General features: G+C 54.3%; 15 protein-coding genes and 8 tRNA genes. All 23 read right to left on the reverse strand.

What is annotated here, in order from left to right; all coding sequences use genetic code 11:
• Positions 1-135: 135 nt before the first annotated feature.
• Positions 136-876, reverse strand: a complete 741-nt coding sequence (hisIE, locus tag SACSAC_RS10035; RefSeq protein ID WP_037285831.1) for a bifunctional phosphoribosyl-AMP cyclohydrolase/phosphoribosyl-ATP diphosphatase HisIE — start codon at positions 874-876, stop codon at positions 136-138.
• Positions 873-1,631 carry an imidazole glycerol phosphate synthase subunit HisF gene (gene hisF / locus SACSAC_RS10040; protein WP_037285833.1) on the reverse strand — a complete coding sequence of 253 codons (759 nt, stop codon included), beginning with the start codon at positions 1,629-1,631 and terminating at the stop codon, positions 873-875. Before hisF ends, hisIE begins: the two co-directional genes overlap by 4 nt.
• Before the next feature lie 13 nt (positions 1,632-1,644).
• On the reverse strand, positions 1,645-2,379 hold the full coding sequence (hisA, locus tag SACSAC_RS10045; protein WP_037285835.1) for a 1-(5-phosphoribosyl)-5-[(5-phosphoribosylamino)methylideneamino]imidazole-4-carboxamide isomerase: 735 nt from the start codon (positions 2,377-2,379) through the stop codon (positions 1,645-1,647).
• 196 nt (positions 2,380-2,575) lie between these two features.
• Positions 2,576-3,196, reverse strand: coding sequence for an imidazole glycerol phosphate synthase subunit HisH (gene hisH / locus SACSAC_RS10050; RefSeq protein ID WP_037285837.1), 621 nt, complete (start codon positions 3,194-3,196; stop codon positions 2,576-2,578).
• A 1-nt stretch (position 3,197) separates the two neighbouring features.
• Positions 3,198-3,806: an imidazoleglycerol-phosphate dehydratase HisB gene (hisB, locus tag SACSAC_RS10055; RefSeq protein WP_037285839.1), complete on the reverse strand. Its 609-nt coding sequence runs from the start codon at positions 3,804-3,806 to the stop codon at positions 3,198-3,200.
• Positions 3,807-4,052: 246 nt separating this feature from the next.
• On the reverse strand, positions 4,053-5,342 hold the full coding sequence (gene hisD, locus SACSAC_RS10060) for a histidinol dehydrogenase (RefSeq protein ID WP_037285840.1): 1,290 nt from the start codon (positions 5,340-5,342) through the stop codon (positions 4,053-4,055).
• Positions 5,343-5,466: 124 nt separating this feature from the next.
• Entirely contained in the window at positions 5,467-6,105 is a 639-nt protein-coding gene (hisG, locus tag SACSAC_RS10065) for an ATP phosphoribosyltransferase (protein ID WP_037285842.1), read from the reverse strand.
• Positions 6,106-6,174: 69 nt separating this feature from the next.
• Positions 6,175-7,362 carry an ATP phosphoribosyltransferase regulatory subunit gene (locus SACSAC_RS10070; protein WP_037285844.1) on the reverse strand — a complete coding sequence of 396 codons (1,188 nt, stop codon included), beginning with the start codon at positions 7,360-7,362 and terminating at the stop codon, positions 6,175-6,177.
• Positions 7,363-8,046: 684 nt separating this feature from the next.
• Positions 8,047-9,261 (reverse strand): acyltransferase, encoded by a 1,215-nt coding sequence (locus SACSAC_RS10075; protein WP_037285845.1) that lies wholly within the window; start codon positions 9,259-9,261, stop codon positions 8,047-8,049.
• Positions 9,262-9,507: 246 nt separating this feature from the next.
• A complete protein-coding gene (locus tag SACSAC_RS10080; RefSeq protein ID WP_037285846.1) occupies positions 9,508-9,999 on the reverse strand; it encodes an acyltransferase in 492 nt (163 codons plus the stop codon).
• A complete protein-coding gene (gene ppaX / locus SACSAC_RS10085; RefSeq protein WP_037285847.1) occupies positions 9,996-10,655 on the reverse strand; it encodes a pyrophosphatase PpaX in 660 nt (219 codons plus the stop codon). Before ppaX ends, SACSAC_RS10080 begins: the two co-directional genes overlap by 4 nt.
• Before the next feature lie 7 nt (positions 10,656-10,662).
• The gene (lgt, locus tag SACSAC_RS10090; RefSeq protein ID WP_037285858.1) at positions 10,663-11,691 is read right to left on the reverse strand and encodes a prolipoprotein diacylglyceryl transferase; all 1,029 of its coding nucleotides are present in this window, start codon (positions 11,689-11,691) and stop codon (positions 10,663-10,665) included.
• 24 nt (positions 11,692-11,715) lie between these two features.
• The gene (gene hprK / locus SACSAC_RS10095; RefSeq protein ID WP_037285859.1) at positions 11,716-12,654 is read right to left on the reverse strand and encodes an HPr(Ser) kinase/phosphatase; all 939 of its coding nucleotides are present in this window, start codon (positions 12,652-12,654) and stop codon (positions 11,716-11,718) included.
• 153 nt (positions 12,655-12,807) lie between these two features.
• A complete protein-coding gene (locus tag SACSAC_RS10100; protein ID WP_037285862.1) occupies positions 12,808-13,935 on the reverse strand; it encodes an ABC transporter ATP-binding protein in 1,128 nt (375 codons plus the stop codon).
• A gap of 119 nt (positions 13,936-14,054) precedes the next feature.
• Positions 14,055-15,176 (reverse strand): PucR family transcriptional regulator, encoded by a 1,122-nt coding sequence (locus SACSAC_RS10105; protein ID WP_037292600.1) that lies wholly within the window; start codon positions 15,174-15,176, stop codon positions 14,055-14,057.
• A gap of 93 nt (positions 15,177-15,269) precedes the next feature.
• Positions 15,270-15,342 (reverse strand) — tRNA-Lys (locus SACSAC_RS10110).
• 7 nt (positions 15,343-15,349) lie between these two features.
• A tRNA-Tyr gene (locus SACSAC_RS10115) sits at positions 15,350-15,434 on the reverse strand.
• 12 nt (positions 15,435-15,446) lie between these two features.
• Positions 15,447-15,519: transfer RNA gene (locus SACSAC_RS10120), tRNA-Phe, on the reverse strand.
• Between the two features lie 31 nt (positions 15,520-15,550).
• Positions 15,551-15,626: transfer RNA gene (locus SACSAC_RS10125), tRNA-Asp, on the reverse strand.
• Between the two features lie 13 nt (positions 15,627-15,639).
• Positions 15,640-15,715, reverse strand: a tRNA-Thr gene (locus SACSAC_RS10130).
• Positions 15,716-15,723: 8 nt separating this feature from the next.
• A tRNA-Val gene (locus SACSAC_RS10135) sits at positions 15,724-15,799 on the reverse strand.
• 20 nt (positions 15,800-15,819) lie between these two features.
• Positions 15,820-15,893, reverse strand: a tRNA-Met gene (locus SACSAC_RS10140).
• 36 nt (positions 15,894-15,929) lie between these two features.
• Positions 15,930-16,021 (reverse strand) — tRNA-Ser (locus tag SACSAC_RS10145).
• Positions 16,022-16,233: the final 212 nt, after the last annotated feature.

A 16,233-nucleotide genomic window follows, 5' to 3' on the forward strand; every position in this document is an offset into this window, starting at 1 on the left:
CGGCGAACCATCCGGGGATATCATTCTCCCCGCGTCCGCCGTTCATCTTTCAGGCCGCTCAACGCAACCTTTTCACGCGAAATATTCCGGCGCACGATCCGAAACGGATAGCAAACGTTACGCGTGACCTAACCTCTAATCGCGGCGCGGACGCTCGTGGCGGCGAGCCAGCTCGTCCATGATCTCGTCCAGCGGAAGCTTGCGTTCTTGCAGCAGCACCAGCAGGTGATAGATCAGATCGCTCACTTCGAGGCGCAGCTCGGCGTTATCGCCGTTTTTGGCCGCGATGATCGACTCCGCCGTTTCTTCGCCGACTTTTTTCAGGATCTTGTCGATGCCTTTTTCGAACAGGTAGGTGGTATATGCGCCTTCCGGACGTTCGCGGTCGCGCTCTGCGATGATGCCTTCCAGCTCGCCCAAGACGTCAAAGCGTCCTGCCGCGTTTTCCGGTTCTTGGCCCAGCACCCGCTCGCTTTCCGCACCCGCGCCGACGGATCCGTTCTGAGCCGCCGAACCTTTTTCCAGCGCCGCCTTGTTGAAGAAGCAGCTTACGCGTCCCGTGTGGCAGGCCGGACCCGCCGGCTCCACGCCGACCAGCAGCGCGTCCCCGTCGCAATCGTAGCTGAGCGACACGATCCGCTGCACGTTGCCGGACGTCGCGCCTTTATGCCAGAACTCCTGCCGCGAACGGCTCCAGAACCAGGTCTCGCCCGATTCGATCGAACGGCGCAGCGATTCTTCGTTCATGTAGGCGAGCGTCAATACTTCCTTCGTGTTGTTGTCCTGAACGATCGCCGGAGCCAGTCCCTGCGCGTCCCATTTGACGTTGGCCGCGAATTGTTCCGGCGCAACGATTACATCGCTTTCTCTGCTCATCTGATTTCGACTCCTTTTTGCTTCAATTGATTCTTGAGGTCCGGAATCGCGATCTCTTTATAGTGGAAAATGGTCGCCGCCAAGCCTGCATCCGCCGTGCCTTCCGTGAACACGTCGTAGAAATGTTCGCTTGTGCCCGCACCGCCCGAAGCGATGACCGGGATCGACACTTCGCGGCACACCGCTCGCGTCAGTTTCAGGTCAAAGCCGTCTTTCGTGCCGTCGGCGTCCATGCTTGTCAGCAGGATTTCGCCCGCTCCCAGCGATTCCGCGCGTTTGACCCATTCCAGCGCGCGAATGCCTGTCGATTTGCGGCCGCCGTGCGTATACACTTCCCACTCCTGCCATTCCGGGTTGTACTTGGCGTCCACCGCCAGCACGATACATTGCGAGCCAAAGCGGCGCGCGCCTTCGGCGATCAGCTCAGGGCGCAAAACCGCCGCCGTGTTGACCGCCGTTTTGTCCGCGCCCGCGCGCAAAATCCGTTTCATGTCGTCCACCTGCGAAATGCCGCCGCCGACCGTGAACGGAATCGTGATTTCTCCCGCCGTCTGGCGCACGACCTCGACCATCGTCGCCCGGCCTTCGACCGAAGCGGAGATATCGAGAAAGACCAGCTCGTCCGCGCCTTCGCGGTCGTATACCGATGCCAACTCTACCGGATCGCCGGCATCGCGCAGATTGACGAAGTTGACTCCTTTAACCACGCGTCCGTCTTTGACGTCCAGACACGGAATAATTCGTTTTGCGAGCATGCCGTTCCTCCTTTTACTGCTTAACCGCAGCCAATGCCGATGCCAGATCAATATTGCCCGTGTACAACGCTTTGCCGACGATTGCTCCGCCGATGCCGTCGTTCACATGTGCCGCCAGACGCTCCAGATCGCCTTGTACCGTCACTCCGCCCGAAGCGATGACCGTTTTTCCGGATGCTTTTGCCAGGCTCAGAATCGCTTCCACGTTCGGTCCCTGCATCATGCCGTCGCGCGAGATGTCGGTGAAAATGAACGTTTCCGCTCCTTTTGCAGCCAATTCCTTCGCCAGGTCTTCCGCGCGGACTTCCGACGTTTCCAGCCAGCCGCGAGTCGCCACGAATCCATTGCGGGCATCGATGCCAATCGCCGCTTTATCTCCGTATTCAGCCAGTACCTTTTCCGTAAAAGCCTTATCTTCGATCGCCGCAGTCCCCAGAATAACCCGGCTCACCCCGAGCGACAGCAGCAGCTTCACGTCTTCGAATGTCCGCAGTCCGCCGCCGATTTGCACCGGCACGTTCAGCGCGGACGCGATCTGGCCGATCAGCTCATGATTGACCGGACGACCTTCCTTCGCTCCATCCAAGTCGACCAAATGCACGAACTGTCCGCCGAGATTCTCCCACTGCTTGGCCGCGTTCAGCGGGCTTTCGTTGAATACCGTTTCTTGCGCATAATCGCCTTGAAGCAATCTCACGCACTTGCCTCCGCGGATATCGATTGCCGGATAGATCGTAAATGCCGTCATATACCATTCTCCTTTTTCGCCGTATCCCAATGGGTTATATTCGTGAAGTTTCCTGCTAGCTTGACCAAGTTAAATGTAAAGTTACGCCCACCTGAGATTTCGTGCCTAAACCGTGCGCGAAGTCTCCGACGGAAACGCACCTAAAGCGTGTACGTTTCAGGCGAACGTAAACCTCTGATTCAGTTTGGTCAAACTACTACGCCTGTCCTTCCGACAGCTTCAGGAAATTGCGCAACAGGCTCATGCCCAACTCGCCGCTTTTTTCCGGGTGGAACTGCATGCCGTAGACGTTATCCCGTCCGACGATCGCCGTCACCGGAAGCCCGTAGTCGGCCGACGCGATCAGATCGCTTGGTTCGCTCAGCTCCACATGGTACGAGTGCACGAAGTAAACATGTCCTTCCGGAAGGCCGTCCAGCAGCGGTTCGTTCGGACGGGTGAAATCAAGGCGGTTCCAGCCCATATGCGGAACCTTCAGCTCTCCCGCTTCAAAACGCACGGCACGCCCCGGCAGCAATCCCAGTCCTTCATGGTCGCCGTGCTCCGCGCTTCCGTCGAACAGCAGCTGCATGCCCAGACAGATGCCGAGCAGCGGTTTGCCTTCGGCCGCGACGCGGCGAGCGACCAAGTCCAGTCCCGTGTCCCGCAAATGGCTCATCGCATCGCCGAACGCGCCGACGCCGGGCAGCAGGACGCCGGACGCCTGCATGATCTCGCGCTCGTCGCCGGTAATGAGGTACTCGTAACCGAGCCGCTCGACCGCTTTGCTGACGCTGTGCAGATTGCCCATTCCGTAGTCGACGATCGCGATCGTCATGCTACAGCACTCCCTTCGTGGAAGGAATGCCGGTTACGCGCGGATCGATCGACGTCGCTTCGTCAAGGGCGCGTCCCAGCGCTTTGAAGATCGCTTCGATCATATGGTGCGTGTTGCGGCCGTAATGCACGATGACGTGCAGCGTGATCCGCGATTCCAGCGCGAATTTCCACAGGAACTCGTGTACCATCTCCGTTGAAAACGTACCGACCAGATTCGACGGGTATTCCGCGCGATATTCGAAATGCGGGCGTCCGCTTACGTCGATCACGACTTGCGCCAGCGCTTCGTCCATCGGAATGAATACGTTGGCGTAGCGCTTGATGCCGCGTTTGTCGCCCAGCGATTCCAGCAGCGCGTTGCCCAGACAGATGCCGATGTCTTCCACCGTGTGGTGATCGTCGATGTCGATATCGCCGTCGGCGTCGACTTTCAGATCGAATTGCCCGTGCTTGGCGAACAGATCCAGCATGTGGTTGAGAAAAGGAACCCCTGTCGAGATTTCCGAGATGCCTGTACCGTCGATGCCGTAGGAGAGCTTGATGTCCGTTTCGTTCGTTTTGCGAGCGATGCTTGCGCTGCGCGTGTTTGCTTGATTGGCTTCCGTCATGATATTGCCCCCGTTCGTTTAGTCGTTCTTTCTTGTTTTGCATTAGGGCGTGTCTTCAAACCCGCCAACGTGCATCTTTTACCGCCTTTTCGCGCTGCCTTGCGTCACTTTCCCTTGACGTGCCCCGGCACGCCTTCAGAAAAGTTCCTTATTCAGCACGAAAATTCGGCAAAATCTGCTTCCGTCGAGGTTTGAAGACACGCCCTAGGGCGTATACGCAAACTCAGCGCTCTCGCCTGAATCAGCCTATTTGCCGCCTTCTTTGTTCACACGGACCTCGATCGCGCGCGCATGCCCTTCCAGGCCTTCGCGGCGCGCCAGCTCCATGATCGTCGAAGCATTTTGCAGCAGTGCTTTTTTGCTGTATTGGATCAAGCTTGATTTTTTGATAAAGTCGTCGACGTCGACAGGCGATGCAAAACGCGCCGTGCCGTTCGTCGGAATGATATGGTTCGGCCCGGCGAAATAATCGCCGACCGGCTCCGAGCTGTAAGGGCCGAGGAAGATCGCTCCGGCGTTCTCGATCAGGCCGAGATAATCGGTCGGATTCTGCACCATGACTTCCAAGTGCTCCGGCGCCAGCCGGTTCACGACTTCGATGCCTTCCTCGATGCTGCCCGTTACGATGATCGCTCCGTAATTCTCGATCGAAGCCCGCGCAATCGTTTCGCGCGGCAGTTCCGACAGTTGGCGCTCGACTTCGGCTGCTACATACTCGGCCAGACGTTCCGACGTCGAGACGAGAATCGCCGATGCCAGCTCGTCGTGCTCCGCCTGCGACAACAGATCGGCTGCTACATACTCCGGATCGGCCGTCTCGTCCGCCAACACCACGATCTCGCTCGGTCCCGCCAGACTGTCGATATCGACCAGGCCGTACACCTCGCGCTTGGCCAGCGCGACATAAATGTTGCCGGGCCCGCAGATCTTGTCGACCCGAGTAATGCTTTCCGTGCCGTAAGCCAGCGCCGCGATCGCCTGCGCGCCGCCGACCCGATAAATCTCGGTCACGCCCGCTTCTGCGGCAGCGACCAGAATATAAGGGTCGATGCCTTCCGTCCCCCCCGTTGCCGGAGGAGTCACCATCACGATCTCCGGCACGCCCGCTACCTGAGCGGGAATCACGTTCATGAGCACGGAAGACGGATAAGCCGCTTTGCCGCCCGGCACATAGACGCCGACACGGCGCAGCGGACGGATAATCTGTCCCAGTAATCCTCCGTCCGGCTGAAGCTCCATCCAGGAATTGCGCTTTTGCCGTTCGTGAAAAGCTCGAATGTTAACAGCAGCCGCCCGGATCGCGGTTACAAAAGATTCTTCCACGCGTCCGTACGCGTCTTGCAGTTCCTGAGCGGTCACTCGAAGCTGCGAAGCTTCCAGCTTCGTACGATCCAGGCTCTCCGTGTAACGAAGCAATGCCGAGTCGCCTTCAGCCTTAATATCGCCGACGATCCGCTTGACCGTCGCCACCTGTTCTTCCGAGCCGTACTCCACGTCCCGACGCAGATCGAACTGCGCCGCCGGTACAATCTTCATAGTCGTTCCTCCGCATGCTGGACGGCTTTCGGACGCCGTCCGATTTTCGTATCTATTTTACAAAAGACGACGATATCGCAACAATCGCCGCCGCTTGCCGCTCTTTCTATGCAAGCAAAATCGATCAAGACTTCACCGCGCCGGGCATGACTTTCTCCAGCTTATCGCACAATTGTTGAATCGCGTCGTTTTTCATCCGATAGCTGACCCGGTTGGCGATCAGGCGGCTCGTAATCCCGAAAATGCTCTCCAACTCGACCAACCCGTTGTCTTTGAGCGTCTGGCCTGTTTCCACCATATCCACGATCCGATCCGCCAGTCCGATCAACGGAGCCAACTCGATCGAGCCGTTCAGCTTGATCACTTCGACCTGCTCGCCTTGTTCTCGGAAATAACGCGTCGCCACGTTCGGATATTTGGTCGCCACCCGCAGATGAATCCCCGGCTGGCGATCCGGCAGCGCGATGACCGACATCCGGCAGCGCGCGATACCCAGATCCAGCAGCTCGTACACATCGCGATTTTCTTCGAGCAGCACGTCTTTGCCGACGATACCGATGTCCGCTACGCCATACTCGACGTACGTCGGCACATCGACCGGCTTCGCCATAATGAATTCCATGTTCGCTTCCGGAATCGGAATAACCAGTCGTCGCGAATCGTCGACGTCGTCCGGAATCACGATGCCGGCGGCACGGAACAGTTCCGCCGCTTTTTTATAAATCCTGCCTTTCGGCATAGCCACTTTCAGCACTTCTCCCATGCGTCTCTCCTCCTCTTGCTATCAAGTTATATGATTGCCGGTTCGTTAGCGCCCGGATATCCTGTTTCTTTATTTTGCCGAAGCATTTTCTCCGATGAAGCTGACTACCTGGCTGTAACGGCTGTTTCCCGCGATGTCTGCCTTGCTGCCGCTCTCGGCCAGCCGCGTTACCGCCGCTCCGCCCTCTTCGCGAACGCGTGCCGCTTCAGCCAGTGCTTCGGCGCGTCGATTCGGCTCATAGACGATCAGCACCGGACGCTCTTCCTCGCCTTCCGGATCATCTACGCCATCCAGAATGCGCGTCGTCTTCAAAGCAAAGCCCGTGGAAGGCACATCGCGCCCAAACTGCTTCAGCAGATTATCGTAGCGACCGCCGCTGCATACCGGGAAACCCAATTCCGCGGCATAACCTTCGAATACCATGCCTGTATAGTAGGAGAAATCCCCGATCATCGTCAGATCGATCAGCACGTGCTGAGAGACGCCGTAATCGTTCAATGCTTCCCAGACCTTGCGCAGATGATCCAGCGACTCCAGCGCGAGCTCATGACTGCTAAGCCCGGCGGCCTGGCTGCAAATTTCGACGCCGCCGCGCAGCCGCAGCAGTCCTTCAAGCTCCTGCTGCTGCTTCGATCCAAGACCGAGCGATTCGGCTTCTTCGCGGAAGCCTACATAATCTCTGCGCAACAGGCGTTCTTTCAGCACCTGCTGATCCTCCGCGCGGTTTGGCAACGCTTCGTCGAACAGTCCGTTCAAGAAGCCAACATGTCCCATCGCGAACTTGAATGTTTTCACGCCTGCCGCTTGCAGTGAAGCAATCGCCAGCGCAATCACTTCCGCATCTGCTTCCGGGGAACGGTCACCGACCAGCTCGACGCCCGTTTGGAAAAACTCCGCTTCCCGTCCCGCTTCTTCTTCGATCGCGCGGAACACATTCGCGTGATACGACAGTCGCAGCGGCAGCGACTCTTCGCGCAGCAGCGATGACGCCACGCGCGCAATCGGCGCCGTCATCTCCGAACGCAGCACCAGCGTCTGCCCACGGTTGTTGAGCAGCTTGTACAGCTTGCGGTCCGGCGTCGAGCTTGCGATGCCGACCGTATCGTAATATTCCATCGTCGGCGTCTTGATCGGATCATAGCCCCAGCGTGCCATGCAATCGAGTACGCTGCGTTCGATGCGGCGCAATCTTCGCGTTGCGCGCGGCAGATAATCGCGCACGCCGACCGGTTTTTCAAAACCTTGCGGTTTGGACATATTGTTCACCCCTGTAAGTTTGTCTATGGATTCTCTCCAGCTTCGTTCTTCATTTATATTGTATTCACCATATCGGAAAGCCTGACCCGCGGCAACCGCGATTTATTTCGTTCAGGCGCGATATCGGCAATCTTTCAAATCGGAAAGTTTAGATTTTCAAAGCAAGCCGTTCAAATAATTTTAATTGCTTTAGTGAGTCACAGTGATAACATGGTAGTAAAATAAAGCGTACGACTATATTAGCATTTTGCTTATGCTGTCGTCAATGTGAAGGTTTTGGAACGAGGCAGCAAGATCAGGGTGGCATTATTGCTGATGAGCAACAATTTTTAACGATCGGGACGCTTTTTCAGTATTTTGAAGTTAATCGTTGCTTACATGAACGAATGGGCTTTATTTGCGTACTCGCGGACTTGAATTTCTGCTTATACGCAACAATGAGAGAGCGGATTCGCAGAATCGGCGCAGCAATCGGATTTTCACGACCCCAAATCACGATACAAAAAAACTACCCCAAGCCATAATCATGACTTTGGAGTAGTTTTTTTGACGTTTCGGAACATTTCGATCCGCGTTCCTTGATAAACTTTCGCATCGCGGTCTGCCGATCGCGAGCTGCTTAAGACAGTTTCCGCCCATCGCCTGCTCCTTGCACGTCCCGCTGCAAGCGGGCAGCGCGTACGGTTACACGCTGCGATCGGTCGATGCGGCAGGTGCGGGCGGAGCTTTTTTCTTTTTGCGCAGAGAACCGGGGACATTGCCCAGAAGCACCCAAGCGCCCGGAATCCAGCGGAGAATGGCTTGCGTCACGATCCAGGATGCGATGAGCGCGGAGAGAAGCCCCCCGTATACCCAGGCAAAATACGTTACCGAGCCCATTTGGAAATGGCTGAAGAACCAATCTTCGGTATCCCGGTAATAACCGAGAACCAGCGGGTGGACCAGATACACGGCAAAGGACAACTCGCCGAGACGGGTCAGCATTTTGATTAACCATTTCGGCCCCTTGCGGTACAACAGGAATGAAGCCCTCATCAGAACCAGCGCTGTCAGCATCGTATGCACGTTCCATAGAAGTTCGTACCACAGCGAGTTGGCCGTAAAGTGCTTGAGGCGAATCTCTTGATAAAACCACACATGCACGACGACGACGGCCGCCCAGGAGATCCACAGCATCCCGTTCCAAAACCAGACTTTGGTCGGCAGTTTTTTGGAATCGTTCATCAGCCAGCCGCGGATCTTGTCAAAATGAATCGCCAGGAACGCGCCGATCATGTAATAGGACAAGTATGTAATCGCAAGGCTTCCTTTTGTCGCGTAATGAAGATCGTATTTATTCCAGAATACGAAGGCCCATTGCAAAACCAAACCGATCGGAATCGCCCAACGGGCTACCCATTTGGAGGACTTGAGCAGAAGAAGCATCAGCGGGAACAAAATGTAAAACTGAACGCTGATGTACACGAAATACAGATGCGTATACCCGGTGCCTTCCTTCAGGTTTTTCCAATACCGGGCCAGCATTTCTCCGTAAGTCTCCGCGCCCGTGCCTAGCGTACCCGCCACATGCATCTTATAGATGAAATAAATGGCGGAGAACAACACGTACGGCAGCAGGATGTACAGCATGCGCTTCTTATAGAAGCCTCCGACCAACTTGGCGTCTACCGGACGGTTGTAATAATTGTAGAACAGCACGAAGCTGCTCAGCATGATAAACGAAGGCGTACCGTATCGGAAGAACACGTTGATGAAATTAATGAGGTAAAAAGCTTTCAAGTGTACCGATTCGATCGTCGCAAACGATGTGGAATGCACATGCAGCACGCCCAGGATCGCTAACGCGCGAAAGGTATCCAACTGCGGCAGTCTTTCTTTCTTGATTGAAACAGAACTCAATTTTATTGCTCCCTTCCCAGTCCGCTCGGCTTAAGCGATCCGGTTACTCTTCAAGCTACTTGCAGGCCTTCTGCCACGAAGCGAAAAACGGGATAGCATCGCTGCCTCCCGCCGTGCGCTTCCTTTTGCATTATACCCGACTAAAGCCTTACAAAGGCCATTTTCCCGGAACTTTCAGAAAATGTTAAGCATTTGAGCCTTGTTTTGTGAAGAACTTGTCAAAATCAGAGCGGATTCTGGCGTGTCTTAAGGACTTTTCCGCTCAATGACTCGCAGCGGGTTCCCGCCGACAAAGGCGCCCGGCTCCACATCCCGATGCACCACCGATCCGGCCGCCACGACGGCTCCGTCGCCGATGGTGACGCCCGGCAGGATCGTGGTGTTCGCGCCGATCATGACCTCGTCCCCGATGACAACTTCGCCGAGACGATACTCGCGAATCAGATACTCATGCGCCAGAATGGTCGTATTGTAGCCAATCACGGTGTTGCGTCCGATCGTAATCTTTTCCGGAAAAAACACATCCACCATGACCATAAGCCCGAAAGCCGTATCCCGGCCCACTTTCATGTGGAGGATACGGCGATAAATCCAGTTTTTCATTTCCAGAATCGGGCAGTAACGCGCAATCTGAATAAAGACGAAGTTTTTGACGCCTTTCCACGGACTGACGGTCTTGTAGATCTGACGCAGGGAGTTCGGGCCGTCCTCAACGAAGTGGCGCTCCGTTTTTCTCATGCTTCCCGACGCTCCGTTCCGGTCAGTTCATACAAGTCGCGCATGTCATGCAGCATATAATCCGGACCGTAACCTGACAATGCAGCTTCGCCTTTGAGCGACCAGGCAACAGCAGCGGCGCGAACGCCCGCATGTTGCGCGGATTGAATATCGGCCGGACTGTCGCCCACCATCAGCGCCGAAGCCGGGTCTGCGCCCATTTTTTCCAATGCCATCAGTACCGGTTCCGCATGCGGCTTCGGATTGTTTACGTCGGTTACCGTTACGATCGCCTCCATATAGCGCGACAGGTCGAACATCTCCAGAACCTTCATCGTGGTCGGACGAATCTTGGTCGTAACGATGCCGAGACGAATGCCGGACGCATGAAGAGCTTTGACAACCTCCTGCACATGCGGAAAAGGCTTGACCATGGAATCATGATGAGCCAGATTGTACTTGCGATACGCTTGCTCCAGTTCACGCACGTCCTCCAGCCCCGAGAACACGCGGAGCTGGTTTTGCAGAGTCGTACCCATATGCGGAATGATCGTTTCCCGCGTCAGCGGAATATCCGTCATCGCGTTCATGAAGGAGTCGATGATGAGTTGGTTCGTATCGATGATGGTACCGTCCAGATCGAACAGCACCGTCCGGATTGCCGGATTTGGTTTCATAATAAGATCACTCCTTGCGCAAAGGGTCGTCGTTCGAAGGCTTCTTATCGGTTCCGGCCGAAGGGGCTGCACCTTCCACGCGATGCTTTTCGTCTACTGCCGGCAAAGCCGTCGATAGCTTCGAAGAAACAATCGGATCGGAATAGCGGATATTGGCTTGGCCGTTTTTACGACGAATGATAATCAACGCGATCGCAATCACGAAGAACAAGATCGCAACCAATTGCGAAATACGCACGTTGCCGTAAGCCGCATCCAGATACCCTTCTTCAAATCCAAACCAAGTCATCGGTGTCCACATGCCATGGATCAGCGAAGCCAACCAATTTGGTCCTTGGAATGCCAGACTGTCGGTACGCAGTGCTTCGATAAAAAAGCGACCGATCGCGTACCAGATAAAGTAACCAATAAAGATTTCGCCCGCACGCACGAAGTTCCGGCGGCGAATCACGAAAATCAACAGGATACCGACCAGATTCCATAGCGATTCATACAAGAACGTCGGATGATGGAATACACCTTCGATGTTCATTTGATTTACAATAAAGTTTGGCAAATGTAGCGTGTCACGCAGGAAGGTTTCGCTGACTTCGCCACCATATGCTTCTTGATTGACGAAGTTGCCCCAACGCCCGATCAGCTGTCCGGCAAACAAGCCCGGCGCGCATAGATCGGCAATTCGCCAGAAGCTATAGCCTTTGATTCGCGTGTAGATGACGGCACAGATTACCGCACCGATCAACGCGCCGTAAATAGCGATGCCGCCTTCCCAAATTGCAAATACCTTGAGCGGGTTATCCTTATACTGGTCCCATTGGAATGCCACATAGTAAATCCGCGCGCAAATGATAGCTGATGGCACGCCGAACAGCAGAATGTCCATGAACAACTCCTGCGGCAGGCCGAATCTTTTGCCTTCGCGCATCGCGATCAGCATGCCGACTACGGCACCGAGTCCGAGAATCAGTCCGTACCAGTGCACCGCCAGCGGACCGATACTGAACGCGATCGGATTGATCGCCAGTAATGCCCCCATTCGTTAACCCTCCCACTTCAACAATTAATCTAAATCATCCATATCATCCGCGATTGTTGCCGTCAGTTTATGCGTAAACTGCTGCGCCGCGTTATAACCCATACGTTTCAAACGGAAGTTCATCGCAGCCACTTCGATAATAACAGCCAGGTTTCGGCCCGGACGAACCGGAATGGTCACCAGCGGAATGTCGGTATCGATGATGCGCGTGGTCTCTTCGTCGAGCCCCAAACGATCGTATTGCTTATCTGGCTGCCAGTTTTCCAAACGAACGACCAAGGTGATCCGTTTGTGATTGCGAATCGCTCCGGCGCCGAACAACGTCATGACGTTGATGATGCCTACACCGCGAATCTCAAGCAGATGACGAATCAGTTCAGGTGCCGTACCGTCAAGCTGATTATCCGCGCTTTGACGGATTTCGACAGCATCATCGGCGATCAGACGGTGTCCGCGCTTAACAAGTTCCAGTGCCGTTTCGCTTTTGCCGATACCGCTACTGCCCGTAATGATGATACCTACGCCGTAGATATCCACGAGTACGCCGTGAATCGTCGTCGTCGGCGCAAGCTTGCGCTCCAAGAAACCGGTTACCCGGCTAGCCAGGCTCGTCGTGGACATGCCGCTACGGATAATCGGAATCTCGCGCTCGTTGCCGAGTTCAATCAGTTCTTCCGGCACTTCAAAAGACCGAGTCACAATAATACACGGCGTCTCTTCGTTACAGAGTCGGCTCATCCGGTCCCGCTTGTCTTCCTTCGAGAGCATATGATAAAAAGTCAGCTCAGTCTTGCCCAGTAGTTGAACCCGCTCCGGCGAATGATATTCGAAATATCCGGCCATCTCCAGCCCCGGCCGATTCAAATCGTCAACCGTAATCGGACGGCGTAACCCCTGTTCGCCCGCTACGACTTCAAATTGAAACTGCTGGACCAGCTCGGCTACTTTTACCTTTTTAGCCATTCTGTATTCTTCCCTTCTTCTGTCTCTTGGTCGTTCCATCTTATTCATCGTAAAGGAAATACCCGTTGAAAGCAATGCTCGTTCCCTTCGGATAAGCGCGAAAAAGCCGCCCCGAAGGACGGCCCGTTATTTTCGTTTGGACAGCAAACGGAATTATTTCACGTCGTAGAAGACGTTAACTTCCGATTCTCTCTCGAAAATGTGTGCTTTGTTCATGTCGATCGCCAACTGTACTTGCGAACCTTCGCGTACGCTCGAACGACCGTCTACGCGGGCAATCGTCGTGTCGCCGCCCAGGCCTGTCAGGTACAGCAGCATTTCGTGACCGAGGTTCTCGGTAACTTCAACACTGGCCGTGAAGACCGTTTTCGGCGAAGCTTCCAGGAATACCGGCTCTTCGTGCACGTCTTCCGGACGCAGACCCAAGATCACTTCTTTGCCGACCATCGACTTTTCGCGCAGGATTTGAGCTTTGCCGCGCGGAATTTCGACGTGAAGGTTTTGAGCTTGGAAGTACAGACCGTCAGCTTCATCGATCAGCGTGCCGTTGATGAAGTTCATCGTCGGGGAACCGATAAATCCGGCAACGAAGATGTTCGTCGGGTTGTTGTACAGATCTTCCGGCGGAGCCGCCTGTTGGATGATGCCGTCTTTCATAACGACGATGCGATCGCCCATTGTCATGGCTTCGATCTGGTCGTGCGTTACGTAGATGCAAGTCGTTTCGAGGCGCTTAACCAGCTTCGTGATTTCCGCACGCATCTGACCGCGCAGTTTCGCGTCCAAGTTGGAAAGAGGTTCGTCCATCAGGAAGACTTGCGGATCACGGACAATCGCGCGGCCCAAGGCTACCCGTTGACGTTGACCACCGGAAAGTGCTTTTGGTTTACGCTCAAGCAAATGTTCGATATCGAGGATTTTCGCAGCTTCGCGAACGCGTCTCTCGATTTCGTCTTTCTTTACCTTGCGCAGTTTCAGACCGAACGCCATGTTCGAGTATACGTCCATATGCGGGTACAGGGCGTAAGATTGGAATACCATCGCGATATCGCGGTCTTTTGGAGCTACGTCGTTTACGACGCGGTCGCCGATGTACAGTTTGCCTTCGGAGATTTCTTCCAGGCCTGCGATCATGCGCAGTGTTGTCGATTTACCGCAGCCGGAAGGACCGACCAGCACGAGGAACTCTTTATCTTTAATATCGAGGTTAACGTCGATTACCGTTGCTTTGTCGGAACCTGCATATTTCTTGTAGATATGTTCTAAGCGTACACCAGCCATTGAATGTTGCCTCCCTGTATTGAGGATATGTGTATGGAGCTGAACTGCTTTCTTTTACCTGCTCTCATATTACCCTGAATACGCTTTCCTGGCTATTCGCAAACTGCACAAAAATCCGCCTAGTCTTTTGTGACTTTATCTAATAGTAATGCAAGCTTCATCAAAACGGCGTCTCCAAAATTGCGGACATCGAGTCCCGTCTCCTGCTTAATCTTGTCCAATCGGTAGATCAACGTGTTCCGATGGATATACAACCGCTTAGCCGTCTCGCTGACATTGCAGTTCATCAAGAAAAAGGTTTCCAAAGTCGTCAAGACCTCTCCATCTTCCAACACAACGTCCAATCCTTCAACTTCTTCAATAAACCGTTCGCGCTGCGCTGCCGGGATACTGTACACCAATCGCTCCAGTCCCAGCTCCCACGGAAGATGGACATTGCGAGTCACATGGAACGTCTTCCCGAGAAATACGCTCTCTCGAAGCAACCGCACCGCCCTCACCAGGCCATGTGCAGGCTGCAACGGATCAGTGACGGACAGATTAAAAATTCCCGTCCATTCGCTCGCAATCAGTTCATACAGGCCCAATCCGAAAGCTTCTATTAATTCACGGTCCGATTCCTCTTCCTCGCCGCGCTCCTCCGAGACCTCCAGTACATCCAGACGATCCACGAACAATAGCCATTCCCTTCCGTGCAGGGGAACAACCAGAACGTCCCTTTCCAGGAACGTGGATAATAACTGATGCAGCTCCTCATATCCCCCAAGCGTATTCTGAGCCCCTTCACAGATCAAAAGAAACGGGATCATCTCGGTAAAAAGACGGCTTTTCAGCAATAAAGCGTCCGGCAGTTCTTGGGGAGATTCATCATGCTCCAGCTTCTCCGCCAACCATCGGCCAAGCTGTTGTACTTCGCTCTCCTCCTGGGGTCGGGTCACGACTTCCGAGGTTACCGTTTGAACGAGCAAAGCAATCAATTCTCGCATTGCAGGTAACAAGTTAGTGTCAAAAATGCGGAAAGCCCACTGTTCTTCGTCATCGGCAAGTTCCGGATTCGCTGTAAAAAACCAAGTCGAGTCTATATCTGTCCAGCCTGTCGACAAAAGAGTATTTGTTTTTACAGCATTTTGATATTCGACAGACTTCGATCGCTGCTGCCCTTGCCATTCTCCGATCTCGATCAGCTCAACCGGTCGGTTAACAACACTCTCCAACCGGCTCCGGATATCTTGCACATTCATAGCGAGCCCTCCAACACCGTTTTCTTTTATCTTAACATAATCTTGAATATGCAAAAAAGCCGCATCCCGCTTACACGGAATACGACTTTTTGATGAGCCATGAAGGACTCGAACCTTCGACACCCTGATTAAAAGTCAGGTGCTCTACCAACTGAGCTAATGGCTCGTAAAACTGGTGGAGGCTGATGGATTCGAACCACCGAACTCGGAGAGAACAGATTTACAGTCTGCTGCGTTTGGCCACTTCGCTAAGCCTCCACAATATAAAGATGGCTCGGGACGGAATCGAACCGCCGACACAAGGATTTTCAGTCCTTTGCTCTACCAACTGAGCTACCGAGCCATACTCCATAAAACCAGTTATTTAATTAAAATGGCGGAACCGACGGGATTTGAACCCGCGATCTCCTGCGTGACAGGCAGGCATGTTAACCCCTACACCACGGTTCCAGGCCATTAAAAATGGTGCCGGCGAGAGGACTTGAACCCCCAACCTACTGATTACAAGTCAGTTGCTCTACCAATTGAGCTACACCGGCGTATGATATGGTGGAGGCTGAGGGGATCGAACCCCCGACCCTCTGCTTGTAAGGCAGATGCTCTCCCAGCTGAGCTAAGCCTCCATGGGAAGTGAATCTAAAAGTAGCGGCGGAGGGGATCGAACCCCCGACCTTACGGGTATGAACCGTACGCTCTAGCCAGCTGAGCTACACCGCCATATTCATTTGCCATCTTCCTTCTATTAGAAGGGAATGGCGGAGAGAGAGGGATTCGAACCCTCGCACCGCTAACGCAGTCTAACCCCTTAGCAGAGGGTCCCCTTATAGCCACTTGGGTATCTCTCCAAACAGTTCTTGCGTAGCAAACGCGAGTGTTTGCCACTCTCGGACTTACAATGTAAGTCACAATCAGGATTTGCGCCCTGAAAACCGGATCCGAAACGATCTCTTCGCGTCTGTTCGAAGTTGTTTTCTTACGAAAACGTTAGGATAAGCCCTCGACCGATTAGTACTGGTCAGCTCCACACATTGCTGCGCGTCCACCTCCAGCCTATCAA

This window comes from Saccharibacillus sacchari DSM 19268, from assembly GCF_000585395.1.
Classification (GTDB): Bacteria; Bacillota; Bacilli; order Paenibacillales; family Paenibacillaceae; genus Saccharibacillus; species Saccharibacillus sacchari.